Source organism: Anabaena sp. 4-3 (assembly GCF_001597745.1).
Lineage (GTDB): Bacteria > Cyanobacteriota > Cyanobacteriia > Cyanobacteriales > Nostocaceae > Trichormus.
On the sequence record NZ_LUHJ01000010.1, the window covers coordinates 45,898 to 68,055 of the forward strand.

General features: G+C 39.5%; 17 protein-coding genes. 2 read left to right on the forward strand and 15 right to left on the reverse strand.

Annotation, left to right across the window (positions count from 1 at the left end):
- Positions 1 to 148: 148 nt before the first annotated feature.
- The 15 genes from A3775_RS01555 to A3775_RS01625 form a co-directional block, all read right to left on the reverse strand.
- A complete protein-coding gene (locus tag A3775_RS01555; protein WP_066423568.1) occupies positions 149 to 1,543 on the reverse strand; it encodes a VWA domain-containing protein in 1,395 nt (464 codons plus the stop codon).
- Between the two features lie 137 nt (positions 1,544 to 1,680).
- Positions 1,681 to 2,061, reverse strand: a complete 381-nt coding sequence (locus A3775_RS01560) for a hypothetical protein (protein ID WP_066381230.1) — start codon at positions 2,059 to 2,061, stop codon at positions 1,681 to 1,683.
- A gap of 48 nt (positions 2,062 to 2,109) precedes the next feature.
- Complete coding sequence (locus A3775_RS01565; protein WP_066423571.1) at positions 2,110 to 3,450, reverse strand: serine hydrolase; 1,341 nt, start codon at positions 3,448 to 3,450, stop codon at positions 2,110 to 2,112.
- Positions 3,447 to 4,412, reverse strand: coding sequence for an ARC6/PARC6 family protein (locus tag A3775_RS01570; RefSeq protein ID WP_066423573.1), 966 nt, complete (start codon positions 4,410 to 4,412; stop codon positions 3,447 to 3,449). The genes A3775_RS01565 and A3775_RS01570 overlap by 4 nt, the downstream gene beginning before the upstream one ends.
- A 13-nt stretch (positions 4,413 to 4,425) precedes the next feature.
- Positions 4,426 to 5,328, reverse strand: coding sequence for a hypothetical protein (locus A3775_RS01575; RefSeq protein WP_066423578.1), 903 nt, complete (start codon positions 5,326 to 5,328; stop codon positions 4,426 to 4,428).
- Between the two features lie 20 nt (positions 5,329 to 5,348).
- Entirely contained in the window at positions 5,349 to 6,569 is a 1,221-nt protein-coding gene (locus A3775_RS01580) for a vWA domain-containing protein (protein WP_066423579.1), read from the reverse strand.
- A gap of 7 nt (positions 6,570 to 6,576) precedes the next feature.
- A complete protein-coding gene (locus tag A3775_RS01585; RefSeq protein WP_066423581.1) occupies positions 6,577 to 7,662 on the reverse strand; it encodes a hypothetical protein in 1,086 nt (361 codons plus the stop codon).
- A 17-nt stretch (positions 7,663 to 7,679) separates the two neighbouring features.
- The gene (locus A3775_RS01590; RefSeq protein ID WP_066423583.1) at positions 7,680 to 9,746 is read right to left on the reverse strand and encodes a hypothetical protein; all 2,067 of its coding nucleotides are present in this window, start codon (positions 9,744 to 9,746) and stop codon (positions 7,680 to 7,682) included.
- Positions 9,747 to 9,750: 4 nt separating this feature from the next.
- A complete protein-coding gene (locus tag A3775_RS01595) occupies positions 9,751 to 10,632 on the reverse strand; it encodes a TRAFAC clade GTPase domain-containing protein (protein ID WP_066381219.1) in 882 nt (293 codons plus the stop codon).
- On the reverse strand, positions 10,625 to 11,446 hold the full coding sequence (locus A3775_RS01600; protein WP_066381218.1) for an ATP-binding protein: 822 nt from the start codon (positions 11,444 to 11,446) through the stop codon (positions 10,625 to 10,627). The genes A3775_RS01595 and A3775_RS01600 overlap by 8 nt, the downstream gene beginning before the upstream one ends.
- Before the next feature lie 16 nt (positions 11,447 to 11,462).
- Positions 11,463 to 12,206, reverse strand: coding sequence for a hypothetical protein (locus A3775_RS01605; protein ID WP_066381217.1), 744 nt, complete (start codon positions 12,204 to 12,206; stop codon positions 11,463 to 11,465).
- Between the two features lie 404 nt (positions 12,207 to 12,610).
- Complete coding sequence (locus A3775_RS01610) at positions 12,611 to 13,483, reverse strand: hypothetical protein (protein ID WP_066381216.1); 873 nt, start codon at positions 13,481 to 13,483, stop codon at positions 12,611 to 12,613.
- Between the two features lie 955 nt (positions 13,484 to 14,438).
- Positions 14,439 to 15,296 (reverse strand): hypothetical protein, encoded by an 858-nt coding sequence (locus A3775_RS01615; protein WP_066423585.1) that lies wholly within the window; start codon positions 15,294 to 15,296, stop codon positions 14,439 to 14,441.
- Between the two features lie 68 nt (positions 15,297 to 15,364).
- Positions 15,365 to 15,943: a DUF1517 domain-containing protein gene (locus tag A3775_RS01620; protein WP_066381208.1), complete on the reverse strand. Its 579-nt coding sequence runs from the start codon at positions 15,941 to 15,943 to the stop codon at positions 15,365 to 15,367.
- Between the two features lie 247 nt (positions 15,944 to 16,190).
- Positions 16,191 to 16,409 (reverse strand): hypothetical protein, encoded by a 219-nt coding sequence (locus A3775_RS01625; protein ID WP_066423587.1) that lies wholly within the window; start codon positions 16,407 to 16,409, stop codon positions 16,191 to 16,193.
- A 12-nt stretch (positions 16,410 to 16,421) separates the two neighbouring features.
- Between A3775_RS01625 and A3775_RS01630 the strand changes: the two genes are divergently transcribed.
- Entirely contained in the window at positions 16,422 to 20,957 is a 4,536-nt protein-coding gene (locus tag A3775_RS01630) for a PAS domain S-box protein (protein ID WP_066423589.1), read from the forward strand.
- 12 nt (positions 20,958 to 20,969) lie between these two features.
- A complete protein-coding gene (locus A3775_RS01635; RefSeq protein ID WP_066423590.1) occupies positions 20,970 to 22,055 on the forward strand; it encodes a response regulator in 1,086 nt (361 codons plus the stop codon).
- Positions 22,056 to 22,158: the final 103 nt, after the last annotated feature.

Here is a 22,158-nt window from a genome sequence, read left to right on the forward strand (position 1 = left end):
CTCTTGTAGGGTGCGTCAGTAGAGATAATCTGGTAAATATGACCGAATTTCCCACATCTGACTCACCCTAATCATCTGCTAGTGCTTTAATGCTGGGAAAATAAGGACTAAAGTCCTTACTACGAACTTGTTCTGACTTGATTGGGTTTTAAGTTCCTGTGAGTTTACGCATTTCTGTTTCTGAGAGTTGATCATTGATATCGTTGGACATTTTGACGGTTTTTCCTTTGGCTCCCATTTTGACGGTTTTACGGGTTCCGGCGGAAATTTTGCGGGTTTTGCGTAGTTCTTCCTGTGCGCCGTTTAAGGAGTCTGTCATGGCTTGGTTGCCGATTCTGATTGTCATGCGTCGCGCTGTTTCTAATATTTCTTCTGCGCGTTGGGGATCACTGTCTGCTATTTTTGTGGCTTGGTTGACAAGATTGGCAATGTTGCACTGTTGCACGTAGTTCATTACTTCTTGATCAACTTGTGCTGTACTACTTTGTCCGGCGACAAATTGCACTATGACGTTTTGTGGGGGTAATTCACCTCGTTGTTTTTGTCCTGGGATGTCGTAGGTTAAACCGAGTTGGGCAATGCGAACACGGGAGGCTGGTCTGCTGTCCATGCTGAATTCTAAGATGAAGATGGTTTCATCGTTAGCGATCGCATTTCCGATGGGGTAAGGATCTTGTCCAAGGGGAAATTCTGCTTGGGTGGGATAAGCGCGAACTATGCGGGTAAGTTCTACGCCTTTTACTGTTTTGACTGTTAAGGCGAGGTTGGTAATCACTTCTTGCTGTGCTTGGCTGTATTCATCGATGATTTTGTTGGGTAAATCTAGTATGGAAACTTGAGTACCGACGGCGTTACCGGGAACTATGTAAAATAAGCTGCCCCCGGTGGAGTCACTTAAATGAGTTAGTAAGTCTTCGTTAAAGTCTTCGCCTACGCCTAAAGCGGTGATGGGGATGTTATTGGTGGCGAAGTTTGAGGCGATCGCCCGACATTGATCTTCGTCAAAGGTTTGTCCATCTGTAAATAGGAGTGTGCGCCGGACTGTCATTTGTTGATTACTCAGCATATCTAATGCACGGCGCAAGCCTAAACCCATGCGCGTACCACCGGAAAAACTGCGGAGTCGGGCGATCGCATCTTCTAATTGACTGGCTTGGGTGGCACTGGTTAAACCGATAATTTGCGAGGCTGAGTCATCGAACTGGACAATAGATATGCGATCGCTTGTACTGAGTCTACCGGAATGCACCAGTGCTAATAATGACTCAATCACTATATCGATTTTGGATTTACCGCCTGTTACCTGTGTATATTCTTTCCCGTCTTGGTTGTAGGTAATACCAGTAGGTTTAGTATCGCCAGCCACGACTTCATACATTGAACCACTGGTATCAATCACAAATGCAAAGGTAGTTGGCGGACGAGTTACAGCTAAATCTTTTATAGGCCGCAGTTTCAACATTAGAAATAGTTTCTGTCCTGCTGTCTCTGCTGGCATAAATTCCCGATGGGGACTGATGGCTACATTTAATACATTTTCCATTGTGATTTTCTGTTTTTATAGTGCTTTTAACTCAGGGAGAAGAAAAGAACGCAGATGAACGCAGATGAACGCAGATAAAAGCGGATGATTTTGTATTCTATTCGGTTGCAATTGGCTAGAGGATTGACTGTTTTTGTTTAAAAGTTTAATGGTGGTAGCATTCCTAATATGGGTTCTATATTGAATAAGTCTGGACTGATAACCGCAGGGAGTTCTTGAAAGCCTGGCTCATTTAATTTGTCTATATTTGACTCGATTAATAAAGGTAAATTCAGGGTGAGTGAACTATCTCGATAACCTTCTTTAATGTCTTCTATCCAAGTTTGGATGATTTGATAAAGATGATTATCTTTAATGGCGCAGAGGCTTTTATTTTGTAGAGATATTCGCAAATTTTCACGGATTTCTGAAGTAAAAACCTGTTCCGGCATATTTTCCTGAGTAGGGTTTAAATCTAAGCTGTACATATATTGTTCATCTAAGCCTTTTACCCGTAATGAAAAAGTATATTTAACCATAATTTTTTGCTTTGCGTTTTCATAGTCTAAATAGATTGGAAATAGTTTTCATTGAGTCATTTGTTCATAAAGCATACGTGATATTTCTGGAAGAACTGTTTTATCTTGATAGAAGCTTGGATCATCTCCAAAAATCACCAATATATACTTATGCTTACCATCTGGACTAGCTATAATAGCTGCATCGTTACGAGTTTTAGAATTCCATCCCATCTTTGAAGCAAAGTAAGCGTTTTCTGGTAAATATTCCCCTAAAAAACCTTGAATCGCATTGAATGGTTTATTTTGCCAATCTTCTTTTTTTAAACTCCTTTTTAAAAGTCGTTTCATTTGACGGCTATATTTTGATGAAATTGATTTTTCTTGCTCTATCTCAAGTAGTAATCGGGCAACATCACGAGTTGTAGTATAATTCCTGATCGGATAAAAATCATCTTTACGTATTTGTAAATCTGCCCCCGTAGGACTATCATTTTTACTGTAGGAAGTCGGAAACAGTTTTTGGCTAATATTTATAGGATCATAACCAGCAGCTTTAAAAAAATTATTCAAAGCCAGACGCTTTTGATACCATTCTTGGTATTCATCAGGAGGTAATTCTGCACTTGATTTTGTTCGAGTAATTTTATCTACTATTAAACTAGCTGACTCATTATCAGAGTCTTGAATCATCTTACGTAATGCTTTTTCAGATACTTCCCCTTTTCCTAAATATCCCTCTTCATATAAACCATATAGATAGACCATCCAGAATAATTTTGTAATACTAGCTGGAAATCTTGGCGTACCATCTGAGTAACCAGCATATTCGCAGCATACTGGACTATTTAACTTAATCAGACTTACAGATAAATGCTGTGTTGGCAATCTTTTATCATTTACAAATTGTACAATAGCATTAACTTTAGTCTGTAATTCAGAAGTGTATTTAAAATTCTGCTGATTTACTCTATAGATAAGCTGTGAATTTAATTTGTTATCTTTGCTAAGATTATTACTTGCTTGTTTGTAATCCTCTTGGGGAATTAGCCTCATATTTGTGTCAACGTTGGCTGTATATTCCCAAACTTCTGATTGATTATCATTTATATTTATTTGCCCGATATTCGCGTTATTTTTATTGACAGAAATTGTTGGATTAATTCTAGGTTGTATTGTTGCATTATTTGTTGATTTTGGTGTAGGTAATGAACCATTTATATCGGGTAAGCTAGTAGTAATCTGTTTGTTGTTTGTAGAATTATTTGCTTTTTGAGCAATTTTATTCATGAGCAAGAACAAAATTAATAATGTTGTTGTCGGTACAACACAGACTAAAGCAAACCTCGTGTAATTAATAGAGGTTTTTCTTTTAACCACTTTTCTGTATATCTTAGTATTTTTATTCATCGAGTCACCTTTTTGTAGTCGGATATTTTCCAATTGCCATTCTCTTTTTCAAACACATAAATAAAATTATTGCGGAAAACTCCTGATTGCTGCCTATCAATTCCATTCCTACCATGAAGATATAACTCTTCAACAACTCTTACTTTTATATATGGTCTATTACTAGAGTTAGAAAACTCTAAAATGTTAGTAATGTCTGATTTTTCATAACGATAGTAAGCATTATTATTTTCTAACCAATTAACTGGCCCATTAGATGCGGTGGTAAATGAATAAAGCCTTCCTGTTGCTAACTGAGCAACTAAATTAGTATCATAAGGTGGGCCAAAAATCCGAGGTTTAGCTGCATACCATTGCTGAACTAAATCTAGTGCTTCTTCTTGAGTAATATCATGTGTAGTTTGAATGTTGTTGTTGCTGGGTTGTTCATTATCGGCTTGTGATTGATTCCTATTGATTACTGATGGATTAATCTTCCTTCTAGACTCCTCTTGAGGTTTGACAGTTGAGCGAGGCTGGATAGAATTAGTAGATGATAATGAAACATTAGAAGTTGCAGCAACTTGGGGAATATCTAAAGACATTTGCAAGTCAAAACTTTTTGTACCTTGTGGTGCTGATACTTGGATGATATACTTTCCAGTTTTTTCTAAGTTTCTGCTAGTAAGAATTTCGTTATCTGGTGCGAATACCCAAATACAAACATCCGCATCGGTGGCATAACTCAGTTTTTGTCCTGATTCAGCTTGGAATTGATAACCAATAGCTTTGTTAGCCTTAGCCTGTCCTGATTTAGTGACTATTTGCTCATTTAATGAAACTTCCTCAACTTCATTCTCACGCAGGGAAATACTAGGTTTTTCTGGACAACCATTAGCTTCCGCAACAGGAGAAGATGAGTTATCTAAATTCTGGCATCCCAACAGGGTTAATAATGTAGAGTATATAATTAGTTTTTTCATTATTGTTTGGATGTTAAATATTAAGTTTGTTGTGTTTAATTTTAATTACCTTCCAATCTTGATTAAGATTATCCCATATCATGTAAAATTTGAGAGATACAGGAATTTTACGCCCATTTTTCATCCTATATTTACTTGACATACTAACTATCGCTGATTCAGCATTATATTTTTCTACGTCAATTTGATTAATATCTACAAAATCTACTTTTTGCCACCAATCAATATAAGAGTTATATCCATCTGGATGAAGTTGTTTATTTTCTTTGACAGCAGCAGGGTAAATATTCCAAGCATCTTGATACTGATGATTGTTAATTTGGGCATAATAATTTTCTATGGCTTTCTTTGGTGATAGTCTGGAAAGGTTATCAGATTGAGAAGTTAGGGGTGTTACAGAAGGTGATGGGGTAGATAATATAGGTGTAGGCTTTATGGAAGAAATTGAAGCAGATTTTCTGGTTGAGTTGATAGCAAGCTGGTTTGATACTAAAGAGGTAGATTGAGAAACTTCTGTGATAGTTTCTAAATTCATGGCTAAATCAAATGTTGTATTACCTCTGGGTGCAGAAATTTGAATGGTGTATTTTCCCGTCATGGGTAATACAACGTCATTTAATATCTGATTATCTGGGGTATAAATCCAAATACAAATATTTTGATTAGTTGTATAAGAAAGTTTTTGACCAGATTGGGCTTCAAAACTATAGCCAATTGATTTATTGCTGCTGGCTATTCCTGATTGGGTGATAGTTTGATTAGTGAGAGAAATTGGTTTAACGTTACTGTTTTCAAGGGTAGATTGTGCTGTGTCAGGACATTCGGATGAGGTTATATTCGTTTGGTTACTGTTTTGAGAACAAGCAGTAATTAGGAAGAAGATTAAAGTAGTTAGAGAGTATATTCTAGTTTTCATAAAGTTCTCCTGACTCGCTTTTAATCCCCTAGTGCTTCTTGCTTCAAATGTTTCCCCCAGTAGTAAAAGGGGAGTACACCACCGAATGCGATCGCACTCAGGATACAGACAACCATGATTGTTCGCACTGTTAAGGGAAGCGATCGCCCGAATACTGTAATCATGTAAGGTTTTGCTGATGACTTAACTGCTTGGTTGGCTTTATCAGTCACCACAACCTGCACATTATGTCTAGAACCCCTGTCTGCATTAGGTTGGGTGTAGGTGATTTCGTACTCTCCTAACAAAGCATTGAGGAATAGTTGTAAATTTTGGGCGATCGCTTCTGCATCTCCAGAAAACTCCGCAATTCCCCCAGTTAACCTAGCTATTTCCGCCAAACGCTTTTGATCTACAAATTCCGCTTCTGGAACTTTCTTTGCACCTACACCAATATCACCACGGGTAGCTGGTTTTCCCAGGTTGTATTTTCGTCCTAATTGTTCTGGTGTTAAGCCATACCCCAAGGTATGCACGGTAATATTACTATTTCTCTTAAGTAGAGTAGTTAAAGTTTCAAAATCCTCTTTTTCATTTGTGGCATTGTGATAACCATCAGATAGCAAAATAATCGACAGTCTAGGTTGAGGTTGGGGAGAATTTTCCGGTACATAAAAACGGGTGTCTTCAGCATTAGCTAAAAACCTCATGGCTTTCCGCAACGGTTCATAAAGATTAGTAGAAGCACAGGGAGTTACATTAGCGAGGTAATCAAGATAGTTTTTTAACTTAAAATCATTCGCTGCAAAAAATTTATTGAGAGTTTCTTGATTAACAGCATATCCTCGGCAATTAGTCCCAGGTTCACCAAAAGGAACAATAGAAATTTGGGTATTTCCTCCACGTTCCCCTAATACCTTAGTAACTTGTCGAATAGCGTTAATAGCACCTGTAATTTTTTTCGTTCCGCGACTGTCTCGCATATTCATACTGCCACTAAAATCGATTAAAACTATAATCCAAGCTGGTGGCGGTATGCTTTCTTCTGGACTTTTCCAATCTTTAGTTTTAAATGGCAGTTCTTTATTATCGACAATTAATTTAAAATTTGTGTCTTGTAGACCCATCACAGGTCTATCTTCTATACTTTTAACTTTAATGCGAATAGTTACTTGGTCATCCTTAACGCTAGGATTACCAACAATCTCTACTTTTTTAGCCTGTCCCCAACTCGGTAAAGCCACAGCAGCCATCATCAGCATTGATAAGCTAAGATTGCGGGTCAAGGAAACGATTATAGTAGACAAATCTATACATTTTTTCTTCATTCTTGCCATCCATCTTGACTGTATGAAACGTCAAAACATAGTTATGTCTTAAACGCACGTTACGCCGAGAAACTAAACGTTCACCATTCACCTCAATTGTGTTAAAAAAATTGAAGTCTGGAGTTAAAAAAGCTTCACGTTTTTTCAGAACTATATCGGCAACGTGTAGCGGCAAACCGGGAATATAGATATGTGCTTCTTTTTCAGCAGAACCTATTTTAATTATGCCATTACTTGGTAACTGAATAGATAAACCTTCTTCAATTTCTTCATTTTCATCATCGTTAACAAACGTCAGTAGAGATTTATCAATATATGGGTTGGATTTATGAACACCTTCTAATTGAGGAATCGCATCTTGGTAATTAAAGCCTGTGAATTCAAATCCTGTGCCAGCCCTCAAAGCAGCCATATAACTGGGGGAATTGGTGAAACTAAACACTAAACCCAGTAATAAACCCAAGAGAGAAAACCCTAAAGGATCTTCTGCACTTTTAAAAGCTGCTGGTATTTCACTCAAAGATGTGCGAATAAATTCAAAAATCACAGCCGCAACTAAACTAGCAGCACTAGCACCAATAACACTGGTAAGAAATCTTTGTTTAAAACGTTTAGGTTCACCTGCTTCTAAACTGTGCCAACGCCAGCTTAACCCTTCAGCAATACCTACAGAACAACCAATCAACAGCCAACCCAAAGTCCTAACAATTGGAGTGGGGACGCTAATGAATGGTAAAAATAAAATTTGGGAAATTAACCCAGCAATTAACCCAGCCAAAATTCCTAAACCAATGGCTATGAGTAGGGGAGTTTTAGCGATGCGGAAGTTAATTTTAATTCGGGTGGGGTTACTGATAAATATTTCATTCATCACCATCCCAAATGCTAGAGAAATCGCGATGCAGGGAAATAAGATAATTTCTGGAAATGAGGTTAATAAACCTATATCAGTCAGGAAGAATTGACCGATATTCCAGCCTATTAAGGCGGATGTTATGCCAGCTAATATGTACAGGTAAAATCTCATCTTTTAATTTAATTTGTTTAATTTAGTTGAAAGTGTTTTCTCAAATCTTTGAGTAATGATGTAGCGGTTTGATTGCCTATTTCTATATATGCGGTAGCAGAATCACTACCTACCCTGTCTTCCTGATATTTATGTATAGCTTTAGCTAAGTTTCTCCTTTGTGGATTGGATAGTTCGGTAATTGGGTAATTCAGTTCTGAAAGCTTGAAAGTGTTTTTAATTTCAGTAATAACCTGAGTTTTGCTAATTTTCTTGTTATTTTTATTGCTATCTTCAAAAATGGTATCAACAATTGTATTAAGTGCTTTCTTTGTTTTATCAAACTTTTCATCTGCAATTGCTTCTTCTATTACATCGTCTTCTTTTATAGGTTTATCACTAGAAGAAGGTTTTATATTTGATGTTGTATGTTGCCTATATGATGATGACTGCGAAACACTTTTAGGTAAAATAAACCCAAGAAATAACCCACTACCAAAAAGAAATATTGATAGAATAATGACTGTTCTAATTGGCACAATATACCCCCGACATAGAAAATCAATAAGTAAATAACTAAGAGTTTCAAACCAACTAAGCTCTTTTTTTATTTTTACACCTAAAACGGGTGGAGCAAACAACATTGCTCTATGTTCAGAAAAAGCAGTAACAAATATATTTTTAGGTACTAAACCATAGCTTACTTGATAGAAATAAGCGGCTAAGACATATTCTTCTAAATGCAAAAATAACTCGGCTAATGGCTTGTAATAAGATTTAGTTGATTTCTGAGTATAATATGTTTTATAATATGATATTAATTCTTGCCAAACCTGTGGATCAAAATTAAATGAACTTCCCTCTATTCTCGCTCTATTGTTAGATTGAATCGTATCGGAAATAAATTTTAAATCTTTTAATATTTCTACAATAAAATCTTTATGTACAGGAAACCAAGCACTTCCTTTTGACTTGATTAAACAATAAACAGCTTCAGGTGTAATATTTTGGTTGAGCAATTCAGGAAGAATAAATTTAAGCCCTTCAAGAAGTTTATTTCGAGGAAAATCTTTACGAATAGCGGCTTGAAATTCTAACGAGATAGTTTGATTATCATCTGGTTTATTCTTACCGCCTTTCACATTCAACCAACCTAAAAACTCTGGTAAAGTTTCTGGAATTACCATTGCTCTCAACGTCATCAGTCGCACCATTTGCGGACTATAAATTTTTTGGCTAATTGCTGTTGCTGCTCCTTGCCCATCAAAGAGAGAATGCCAATATTTTGAAGTAATATCTTTATTCTCAACAGCCTCAGCAATTATTCGCACAGCTTCAGCTTTGACTTGAGAACTATTCATTAAACTCCGAAGTGCTGACTTAAGGGCTTCTTCGTCTACAACTACTGGTACAGACACTTGGGGAACATGAGCGATCGCCCTGAGCAAAATTTGATAAGCGCGATCGCTTGCTGGTTGAATCACCTGAAAACGATGGGGTTGCTCTAACGCCTCCACATTAAACGCCCATGCAACAGGCTGAATTTGATGATGAAGGTTGTATTTTCTAATTGCTAAAGCGTTGATAGTTTCTAATTTATATCGCTGTTCAGGTGGTAAGAGCGTCGGTTGAGGTTGGTGTAAGGGTAAATTTTTAGCTTCTTGTGTCACGTCAGGCAGAGCAAAAGAACCATCAAAGAAGTAAAATTGTCCAACACTTCTATAATCAAACGGGTTAAATGTAGGTCTACGTTGATTTTCCCAACCAGCTATTAGTAGTTTTAGATTATTTTCTCCCTCACACAAAAAATAACGATACACGGAGAGACTACGCCCTTTTTCATCCCGTCCCCGTGTGACTACAGCCAATACAGACCAAGCATCGTTTCCTGTTCCCACCACCCGACCAATCAGTGCTGGTTGCTCAGTAGCTGCTCCCTCTGTAACTGCAAATTCCCGATTAGCAATTGAACGCTCAACAACTTCAGGAATACGCTCAAGAGTGCGATTCATATACTGTCCGGTAAATCCCAAGGACACCCAACCACCATCAGCAGTCCTTTCTGCTCTAATTCCTGTGCTGAACTCGTGAATTTCAATACTCATCTGCTTAACCCTTATCTAATTCTTTGTGGCGATCGCCTGTACACAGCCAATAAATCGGAGCTACTAAACCAAATGGTCGCCAGCGTTTTGGCTCTTTAATCACTGCTGTCACACCACCACGATCACGCTTAAGTAACTGCACATTCGGCTCCGGGAAATTATTCCCCAACATTCCAAACGCCGAAGTAGTAAAGTATTCCACGCTACCGCTTCCTATCTGCTGCCAAGCCTGTAATTTTCTGTGAACTTGAGGGAAACGAGCCTCAGCCAGAAACCCCGGTCTATGGCGATTTATCCATAACTCCGGTTGTTCACACTTGGTTAATACAAAAGCGATTCTTCGCTTGTCCAATTCCAAATCAGTACGGTCAAGCAAAGTTAAAAATTTATCTAACCCATTAGCATATTCCCCATCTTTCCCCCGACTACTACCATCAGCCAAGAACATTATCCCCGTCGCTAGGGAACAATCCTCTAAATATTCCTGTAGTTGCGGATTTCCGGCTTGATACAACAAGTCACTGAAAAACTCCCCTGAGTAGTCTTTGCTGCTAATATTCAGATTGACTAATTGAGAACCGATATTAGCTTTCAGGGTAATTCTCAAGGTGTAATCGTTGATATCTGCTGTATTAGCAGTCAAATCCGTAGGTTCTAACTGTAACCCTTGTTCTAGAATATTCTGCGCTTTACTAATCAGTTCTTCTCCAGCTTCGCCAACAGGTATGACTGTCTGTACAGGGCTAGTAGGGTCAGCATTAGGCCATCTTGCCAATGATGCCATATATGCAGTCTTTCCCGAACCGCGATCGCCAATCACCCGCAACACCGCATTTCTCTGCTGAGATTCCAAACTAGCTGTTTTTGTCTTGAACCAATTAAGCATCGTCTCTCATCCTCTTGCCTGTACTTAGCCAATAGAGAGGGGAAATCATCCCATAAGGTCGCCACCGATTACCCTCTCGCAAAACTGAACGGACACCATCAGTCCCCGATTCCATCACCCGATTTGGTCTAGGATTATTCCGACCCAAAACACCAAAGGTTGATATAGCGTAAAATCGTAAATTTTGAGCCGGAATTTTCTCTTTTAAAATCGACTTAGTTTTAGGTAAGTGAATATCAAATAAATCTGCTTCCGGGTCTAGACGACCTGGCCATAATTCACCCCGTTCACACTTACTCATAGCTACAGCCAAACGTAAATTATTAGCCCTATCGTGAGTATCCATTAATTGAATAAACCGTTGCAAAACTCGACTATAAAATTTATCAGTGCCTTTTTTCCATTCCGTCAGCAGAATTAAACAGCCATTGACATCTTTACTTAAGCATTCCTCTATAAACTCCTCATGCAGTGGATTTGATGAACCTGTTTCTAATTCTTCAAATATTTCTCCGGGATAATCTCGCACCACTAAGTTTATTTGTTGTTTTGAGAAATTTCTTTTAATTTCAATATTGAATGAGTAAACAGGCAATTCATAGATATTTCTCACATGAGAACTGGTAGGTTCTAAAGATGCTCCTTCTAAAATAATATTTTCAGCTTTATCTACTAGCTTGCGAGTCTCATCATTAATCGGTTGAATATGAAAATTATTTTTTTTCCATGCAGCTTTTGCTGGCTGATAAGCTAACGCCGCTAGATAAGTAGTTTTACCCGATCCAATTGGGCCAATAACGCAAATGTTCCCCATATCTATGATTTTTCGATTATTTAGCCAAATAACTCCCCAGATATATCCAAGGCAATTCTAAAAGTGAACGATGGTAAATTGAAGTAATAAAACAGCGCACTGATAAGCCGGAAATTTTCTGATTAATTTGCGCTAATTGAGATTGAATTGGTTTAAAATATCGTTGCAAAATATAACTGTGGCGTTGTTGCCAATTCATTTGATTTTTATAAGGACTGTAAGCCAGTTTTGCTGCTTCCTGTGGCAAATCACAAAACAAGTCAGCTTTATTTAAACAAATAGCAATATGTCTTAATTTAGGACAGTCTCGACTGAAAAACTCCACCCAACGCTCAAACCGATGACACCATTGCTGTTGACTAGGAAATTGCTCTAGTTCTACACCCGGCTGAAAGTTCATTCCTCGATGGGGAGGAAGTATCAATAAAACACCTTCACTATTGCGGATATTTTCTAACAGCTTCTGCCATTCAGTAAAATTATCTACTTGCCAACTTTTACGCCAGACTTCTCCCGGTGTATCAATCCAATCGACAAAGACTTGTTTATTACCCGTGGGTAGTCGCACTTGCATCTCTAAATCACGTTGATAAATCACATCTGTAGCTTTAGTTCCCTGCAACTTGTCATCCAGTAACAAGGAACTGAGATTTTCGTAATCTGGAGTGATTACGTTTACGTACTCATGTTTAGGGTTAGCCAACTCCATTGCTAAGTGTGTCTTACCAACCGAGCGATCGCCTATATAGATAACTCCCACATTAATGTACCTATGACTACATTTATCATACCTTAATAGGTTATTAATTTATCTAAACGCTTCTTTTTTTTAGTTAAATTTACTTAAGAAATGAAGTAACATAACATAATCAGCAATAAAAATTAAAATGCGATCGCTGCTAATCATAGATGAGCGATCGCACTTGTTATATAGCAGTTAGTAGGGTGCGTCAGAATGAATATTGTCTTGGTATAGCTAGAGTTTCTCGTACTGACGCACCCTACATTATCTGACGCACCCTAAATTTTGGATGTTTTTGTTATCTGGAAGTCCCTTAAAGAAGTTTTCCCCCTTTTTTAAAAGGGTTAAGGGAGAAACTGAATAAAATCTGATACTTAAGAGACATCCTCTAATGACTAATGACTAATAACTAAGCCTAAATTTTACCTCATAAACAGACAATTCCGTTGTCGTGATGAAAGAGAATTTGCTAATGTATTCAACTGTTGTTTATAAAAAATCGATTTACAATAATGTGGATTTTTAGGAAATTTAGAAGTATAGGAAAAAATAATGACGAATCTTTCCGAATTTAAAGGTACTTTACCACGATGGAAAATGCTACCTGTATCTGCAAAAATTACAGTACCAGCATTACCTATGCTTGACTTCCATTCACAGGCAGGAATAATTGATTGCATAACTTTATCTGAAACAGTGCTATGTCTGTATCTGATTAACCTCTTTGCTAACTCACTGCCATTTCTAGGAATATATTGAAAAGGCCCCCCATCTTCATTGACATCATTTAAATAAATAAAAATTTTCAGCATGTGCCTATCTTCGTGATCTATATGCCATCGCCTTGATTTGATTTGCATGCCATTCACCAAATCTCTCCGAAAAGAAGGCCCCATATAGAAAACTGGCAACCCTAGATGCTTTTCTGCAATATTGATCAGTTTTTCTTCCAAACCCCACAAAAAAATATCTAAATAGTTATTAATTTGAGTAGGTGTAGCTTCAATATAATATTGATTTTTTCTTTGAGGACTTACCCTTAATAGTTCTGGTATCAAACTATGAGATGCCTGAAGCAATTTAGGCGTAGAAGCAAGATTTAGTTTATCTAGAGATGATAAAAACACCCCTTGATTTTTAAGAGAATTCACACAAGTTAAATCATCTGAAGACAGAACAGGTAAATGAGTCGCATACTTTTGTTTTGCTATTTGATAATTCCACTCTAATGGAATGCGAATAAATGGCAAGTAAAAAACTTCTCTTAAACTCAAGTTAAGTATACGACGTAGCATTTGTTATGTCCGTAAAAATTATACAACGATGGCTTAAAAAAGTTCAGATAGTGTTTTAAAAGCCCTCAATGGTTAAACAATTATGCGAATCGCAGAACTATAATCCGGACACTCCAATATAAATTCAACTCTCGGAATTTGTAGCGAGAGTCTTATAGTTGTAAATTCATCTCTGACACCATTAAATCCACCAATGAGGGAGCATCCCAAATGTGTAAATTTATTTTTACCCAATGTCAAAGGCTGGGAAGAAACGAACCACGAAGGACGCAAAGATCACGAAGGTAAGAAAGTTCAGAGAGTTTTTGGTGTTGCTGCGGTTATTTTTGCAAAATTGGGATGCTCCCACCAATGAAGTGTACAAAACATCACTTTGATAGCAGATTTAAGTCTGTCTGTTATAAGTATTTCAAGTTGCTATTTTTTTTGATTAATTTATACCAAGGGTGCTGTTAGCTAAACTTCTCAACATATTTACTGTATGATTTTTTTACAAATAAAATAGGAAAATATCTGATAAAATCGAATAATTTGGGAATTAATCTACTATTAACTACTGAGAAATAACTATAAAAATTAATATTCCAGGACTCTATTTAATTGTCCTCATTGTTGCTTCTAGTACGGATAAATCAATTTTCGCCCGTAAGCATTTTCAACCTTGTAAAAGGGAACAGGGAACAGGGAACAGGGAACAGGGAACGGGGAATAGGGAATAGGGAACGGGGAATAGGGAACAAGAAAAGAGAAAAGATCAGCATCGAAAACTGATCATAAGTAATTAGCCGGACATGATATTACGCAACTGGCATATTAGTAGGGTGCGTCAGATATCAAACATACGTTTATTGACAGCATTGAAACAGTCTGACGCACCCTACAAGACTACAAGACTGGGAACCGAAAAATGTTCAATTCCCAGTCACCAGTCACCAGTCCCCAGTCCCTAGCTTAACTAACGCCGTCTACCAAAACCACTTGAGCGACGGACGGGAGAACGACCACTACCAAAACTACTACCGCTAGGTTGGCGTTTATTTGTAGTAGATTTACCAGAAGAGCGCAGGGTACTGCTACCAAAACCAGAACCAGAAGGACGGTTTGTAGTAGTACGTGTTGTAGAGGTACTGGAATTACCAGATGACCTTCTAATTGTGCCTGTAGTTCTAAAAGCAGTCCGATTTTTGACAGCTGCGGGTGCTGAATTATAGCGAGTCCGGTAACTCTCAACAGCTTGGTTATAGCTGCTGCCATAACCACCGTAGCCTGTTAGTACAGTACCGGGTTGATAAACAGGCGGTACGTAATACTGAGGTCTAAATAATAAGCTACCCAATGCTTGACCCGCTAACGCTCCTGCAAAGGGTGTCCAGAAGTTACTTTCTTGGCGAACTACAACCGTTTGCGGTTGCCCTGTCTGGGGATTAGTTTTAGTTTCTGTGACGTTGTGGACGTACTCAATTTTAAAATCTTCAGTTAAATACAAAACTGGCTGTCCGTTATCAACCTTCAGATAGGTTTTTTTACCTTCTTTGATTTCTTCGTCAGTCAGCCTTGCCATTTGTAAATTTTCGGTGCTAAATGTTGGGGGTGTACTGTTGAGTAAAAATAAAGTGTACTCACCAGAACCATCATCATAAGTGGCTTGTTGGACTGAATACTGACCATCACTGAGCTTAGTAGCAGTAGAAGTTGGGCGAGAATTGCCGTTATTAGAGGTAGTTTGAGTTTCTCCGCCACAGGCGACAGTTGTTAAGCACAAACTCACAACTAACAAAAAGGATGTAAATTTACGTAATATGGACATGATCATGGCATTATAAGCTTATCTCCGAGCTTAACAAGTTCTCACAGGGAGCAGTGTACGGACAACCCCATCAGTTACAACGGTATCAATTCTGGATAATATTGCAATAGCTGATCATTTGTAAGTTCATCACCGAATCGTGCGGGTGAGAAATGTACTTGAATAGCCCTGAGTTTATGATTGTAATGTAGATTAATTAAGGCTTTTAACCCTTGCTTCAACGCCTGAATATTCGCTAAGTCAGTTTCTAAATCTGGAACTTCTCCTTCAAAAGCTACGGTAATCATCACTATGATGTTACGTGTCGGCGGCAGGGATAAGGGCTGATTAACATCAGAATTTATCTCTAAATCAGCACCATATCTTTCGGCAGAATCGCTAAATAATTCATTGACATAATCTCCCGCTTCGCCTTCATTCCAGAAGACATCGCCTTCATTAGCAGCAGAAAGCCAGTATTCATCAGAGCGTAGGAGAGTTTCGCACAGGTCTACTAATCCCTCTCCCATGACTTGCAAATCACCCTCAGCATCAATTGCTTCTCTGGCGATGCGATTCAATTCTCCCAAAATTGGGGCGACATCAGACCCCCCTAAATGTAGAAACAGGCGACAGACTACATAGCGAGTCTTACCCATCATTCTGTTGAACATATCTTTTCTGCCATACAACTGTAAGTCAAGTACATTGTACAATTTGAGCAATCATGACCCGCCAGAATGTGGTTGTACGCGTTGGCTGTAGCCTACCGTGATCTGAAGGCGACGAATTCAAAAGTAATGCCAATAGTTTGATAAAAAAACATCGTGGCCTGTGCATCGCCCTACTAGCGTGGCAAGGCTAAAATGATGCACAAATATAGTTCTTGTGGTGTAAGCTCTCTAGCCTGCACCGTACGGGCTAGAAGCCCGTACCACAAGAGAGTTTTAATGCAACATTTAAGGCTTGCCACGCCACTACTAACTGTTGCCTGTTCCCTATTCCCTGTTCCCTGTTCCCTGGAATTAAACCCACTACAGTATAAATTTTCTCTAAAGATAAATGATTGATGTAATATTTATGTCTATTTTGGTTTATAAAAGTTAATGAGTTGGCAATATCACCAGCTATTTTCTTCATTTTGTTGTCATAATGGATACGAATCTATCTGTCGATATTGCTGAGGCAGAAAGGGATAATGTGGATGTTCTGCTGACAGCAGCGATGATCCGTCATCCTTTAGTGGTTACTGCTGATATGCCAGCAATAGAGGCATTGCGGTTAATGAGTAAAACTAGAATCGGTAGCTTGCTATCGACTGATGGGCATCAGTCTGGGCTAGGATTCGCAGTTCCAGCCAGTTGTGTATTAGTCATGGAAAATAGCCAACTGGTAGGTATTTTGACACAGCAGGATGTAGTTCGCTTAGGTGCAGAGGGATGCAATTGGGCTGAAGTCAGTACGGGTGAGGTAATGACTCATCCTGTAATTACCTTACAGTATTCTGAGTTTGAGAATCTCTCTGGCTCATTCAACTTATTTTGTCAGTATCAAATTCGACATTTACCTGTAGTTGATGATACAGGAAGAATAAAAGGTTTATTGACCTATGAGAATGTGATCAAGGCGTTGAGGTGTCTAGAGAAAAGGAAATTACAGCGATCGCAATTAGAGGAGAAGAGCCAAGTCAGTTTGAGAAATAGTGAGCAGTTTTATGCAGCTATCATCGCCAATGCTCCAGCCGGGATATTTTATACAGATAGCCAAGGTAACTGTCAGTACGTCAATCAAAAATGGCAAGAAATAGCAGGATTGACTATGGCGGAGGCATTAGGTACAAAGTGGTCACAAGCTTTGCATCCGCAAGACCGCGATCGCGTCTTTCATGAATGGTACGACAGCGTTAGTCAGCAACAGCCATTTTTCACAGAATGCCGCTATCAAACTCCACAGGGTAAAATCACTTGTGTGGTGGTGCGTGCCACACCTACAGTAGATAGCAATGGTAATTATAGCGGTTATGTAGGAACGATTACAGATATTACCGAACAGCAAGCCGCCCTCCGGGAACGTAAACGCATCGCCGGACAATTGGAAATGCACAACCGCATTCTTGCCAGAATTGCCAGAGGGGAAGCATTGGCGGATATTCTCCAGACCTTGATTGCAGGTATGGCACAAGGATTTGATGGTGCTTTATTTTGTGTTATGCTCCTAGACAAAGAAAGTCGGTTGCACCATGCGGCATCCCTGAATTTACCACCAGATTACATCAGTATCGGTGATGGCTTGCTGATTGGTGAGGGTGTTGGCTCCTGTGGTACGGCTGCTTATCGCCGACAAGTAGTCATTGTCTCCGATATTGCCAATGATCCGCTTTGGCAACAAATGAAGGAAACACCCCTGAGTTATGGCTTGCGGGCTTGCTGGTCTGCGCCGATTATTGCTAGTAATGGTCAGGTGTTGGGTACGTTTGCGGTATATTATCGCCAAGTGAAAACACCCACAGCATCTGATATCAAAACAATTACCCTTGCCGCCCACATTGCCGGGATTGCCATTGAACGCCAACGTTCGGTGATTGCTTTGCAAAAAAGCGAGAGTTTTCTGCGTGCCATCTATGAAGATGTGGAACAAGCGATTTTTGCCTTAGAAATCGATAGTCTGGGGCAATATCGCTATGTAGTTTGGAATCCTGTGGCAGAAAGATTTTTTGGCATTAGCCTTTTAGAAGTACAAGGCAAAACTCCAATCGAAGTGTTTGGTAACTCCTTTGGGGAATCACAAGCAAGACACTACGAAACTTGTGTCAACTTGGGTGAAACTTATTATTACGAAGAATACATTACTAATCCCCAAACCAATCGCAGCTATTGGGTACTGGTGACACTCAAACCCTTACGGGATGAAACTGGGCGCATTTATCGCTTGATTGGTACTGGTGCTGATATCACTAGGCGCAAACGTGCCGAAGAATCTTTACGCACCCTAGTTGAAGGTACTGCCACGGTGACGGGTACAGAGTTTTTCTCGGCTTTGGTGCGCTATACGGCACAAGCTCTAGATGCCCCCTACGTTTTAGTTTCAGAATTGATTGGCGATCGCCTACACACTTTAGGATTTTTTGCCAATAACGCATTACAACCCCCAATCAGCTATGTTGTAGCTGATACACCTTGTGAGATGGCACTGGCACAGGGTATATATTACTGTCCTCATCAAGTTTATCAAGAATTCCCCGAAGATTTTCATCTGCAAGGAATACAGCCAGAAAGCTACTTAGGTGTAGCACTACGAGAGAACAATGGTGTAGTCATAGGCAACCTCTGCATTCTTGATACCCGTCCTTTAGAAGAACCAGAACGCATCGAAGCAACTTTACGGGTTTTTGCAGCGCGTGCGTCTGCCGAATTAGCACGTCAACGTGCTACACAAGCTCTGCAAAAACTCAACGAACAACTAGAAACCAAAGTCATACAACGAACGGCAGCACTCAAAGAAAGTGAAGCTCGCTTCCGCGCTACCTTTGAGCAAGCAAATGTCGGGATGATTGAAGCGAATTTACAGGGCAGATTCACCCGCATGAATCAAAAATTTGGCGAGATTGTGGGTTACTCCGCCGCAGAATTGCTGGGCAGAAGCTTTACTACGATTACCCATCCTGAAGATATTGCTGTGGGTGAACAACAAATGCAGTTGCTGTTATCTGGGGAAGTTCAGACTTTTGCCCGCGAACAACGGTATATTCACAAACAAGGCAAGTCTGTCTGGGCTTACTTAACTATTTCCTTGGTGCTGTCGCTTTCTGGCGAACCAGAATATTTAATCGGTGTGATTCAAGATATTAGCGATCGCAAACACGCAGAGGAAATTTTGCAAAAACAAGCACAGCGTGAAAGACTACTGAGGAATATTACTCAACATATCCGCCAATCTCTGGATTTAGAATCAATTTTATCGGCAGCCGTCAACGAAATTAGGCAAACTTTCCAGGCAGACAGAGCTTTAATTTTTCGGCTGATGACTAATGGCTGTGGGATGGTGCTGGAAGAATCTGTAGTTCCAGAATATCCCATGATAGACAGTATGTTATGGCAAGATGAATGCTTCCCAGAACAATGTTATGAGTTTTACCGTCAGGGTAATGTCCGCATCGTCACGGATACTCAAGATGATGATTGGGGAAATTGTCTCAAGGAGTTCATGCAGGAAGCAAGGATAAAATCCAAAATTGTCGCTCCTATTGTCCAAAAAGTCGAAAATAAACGTCCCAGAGTTTGGGGACTAATTAGCATTCATGCTTGTGCTGCACAACGTCAATGGCAACCAGATGAAGCTAATCTACTTCAGCAAATCGCCAGTCAATTATCGGTAGCCATTCAGCAAGCGGATTTGTATCAACAGGTACAAACTGAACTGAGCGATCGCAAACGAGCCGAAACAGCTTTGTCTAATTTGAATGAACAACTGCTGCACACTAACCACCAATTAGCCCGTGCTACTCGTCTCAAAGATGAATTTTTAGCTAGTATGAGTCACGAGTTGCGTACACCCCTCAACGCTATCCTGGGAATGTCGGAAGGTTTGCTAGATGGTGTATTTGGTAGTTTAACCCAAAAGCAGCAACGCGCTTTGACTACTATCGAGCGTAGCGGTAAACATTTGCTCGAACTAATTAACGACATCTTGGACTTAGCCAAAATCGAAGCCGGTAAACTCAAACTAGAAATAGCTGCCGTTGCTGTCAGTTATTTGTGTGAGTCTAGTTTGGCTTTTGTCAAACAAATGGCATCTCAGAAACAAATTCAACTCACCTTGAATATTCAAAATACTGTCACAGAAATTGCTGTAGATGAACGACGGATCAGGCAAGTGTTAATTAACCTGCTCAATAATGCTGTAAAATTTACCCCCGAAGGTGGCTCTGTAATTTTAGCTGTGAGACGAGAGAGCATGGAAAACTCTCATCCTTCAGCAAATACCCCTTCGCCAACCTCACAATCATCTACCTGGATCAGTTTTTCGGTAATCGATACAGGTATTGGCATTGCTCCAGAAGATATGGGTAAGTTGTTCCAATCCTTTGTGCAGATTGACAGCCGCCTGAATCGTCAGTATACCGGCACAGGATTAGGACTAGCTTTAGTACGCCAAATCGCAGAATTACATGGCGGAAATGTCACTGTCAGTAGTGAGGTAGGCAAAGGTAGTTGCTTTACCGTGCGTTTACCTGATACATCGCAAAAATTTATATTGCCTCCGCTAACAGCAGATGTACAATCATCAGAGTTAATACCATCACTCGTTGATTTACCCACAGAATCACCCTTAATTCTGTTAGCAGAAGATAATCAGGCTAATATTGAAACTATTTCTAGCTACCTGGAAAGTCGAGGGTATCGGCTGATACTGGCTAGTGATGGAGAAACGGCTGTGGAATTGGCTAGAACACAACGCCCCAGCTTGATTTTGATGGATATTCAAATGCCTGGAATCGATGGGTTAGAAGCTACCCGTCGTATCCGTGAACACCAGGAATTAGCTCAGGTTCCCATTGTGGCTTTGACTGCCTTAGCTATGCCAGGCGATCGCGAAAAATGCCTCGAAGCAGGGGCCAATGAGTACGTCAACAAACCTGTCAAACTCCGAGAGCTAACAAGTATCATTCAACACTTATTATCAACTTAATTTCTCTACTCAATGGATAAGCAACCATTCATTTTAGTCGTTGACGATGAACCAGATAATTTTGATGTAATTGAAACCTTGCTTTTTCATGAAGGTTATAATTTAAACTATGCGGCTAATGGTCAACGAGCAATTGAGCGTTTAGCAAAGTTTCAACCTGATGTGATTTTATTGGATGTAATGATGCCAGATGTAGATGGCATTGAAGTATGCAAACGCATCAAATCTAACCCTCAGTGGCGGCATATTCCGATTATCATGGTGACAGCCTTAACGGCAAAAGAAGATGTAGCCAAGTGTCTAGCCGCAGGTGCAGATGACTTTATCAGTAAACCTGTTAATGGTTTAGAGTTACGTGCTAGGGTGCATTCAATGTTGCGAATTAAGCAGCAACATGATCAGTTACAGGCTTTGCTTCAGTTCCGAGAAGATATGGTCAACATGATGTTGCATGATATGCGAAATCCCCTGACCTCTATTATCCTAGCCACGGAAATCTTGAAATTACCTGATTTTCCAGCCGCAAAGCAGCAAAACAAGATTGAGCAGATTGTCTCTAGTGTACAGCAGTTGCAATCTTTGATTGACCATCAGTTGCTCATGGCTAAGTTAGAATCAGGCAAAATGGTTTTAAACTTGACAAAGAACAACATTTGTGATATATGTCTGTCAGTATTAGCCAGCTTTGAGGCGATCGCATCACAAAAAAATCTACAACTGATCAGTCAATTATCTGCGTCTGAAATTCAGATTAATTTAGATGCTGCCATCTTTCGCAGAGTTTTAGATAACTTAGTTTCCAACGCCATCAAGTTTTCTCCGAAAAACAGCCAAGTTGTCTTGAGGGCAAATCAATCGGGTGCAGGTGGAGTGACAATTCAAGTTGCTGATTTTGGTTCAGGAGTACGTGACGACCTCAAACAAAGTATATTTGAAAAATACGAAGTCGGAAAACAAATACCAGAAGTATCTCAATTAGGTTTAGGTTTAGCCTTTTGCAAAATGGCAATTGAAGCCCACGGTGGTACAATCACCGTAGAAAATAATCAACCCCAAGGGGCGGTATTTACAGTCTTTTTACCAGGGAGTAGGGAGTAGGGAGTAGGGGAAGCAGGGGGCAGGGGGCAGGGGGCAGGGGGCAGGAGGAGAAAAACTAATGACTAATGACTAATGACTAATGACTAATGACTAATGACTAATG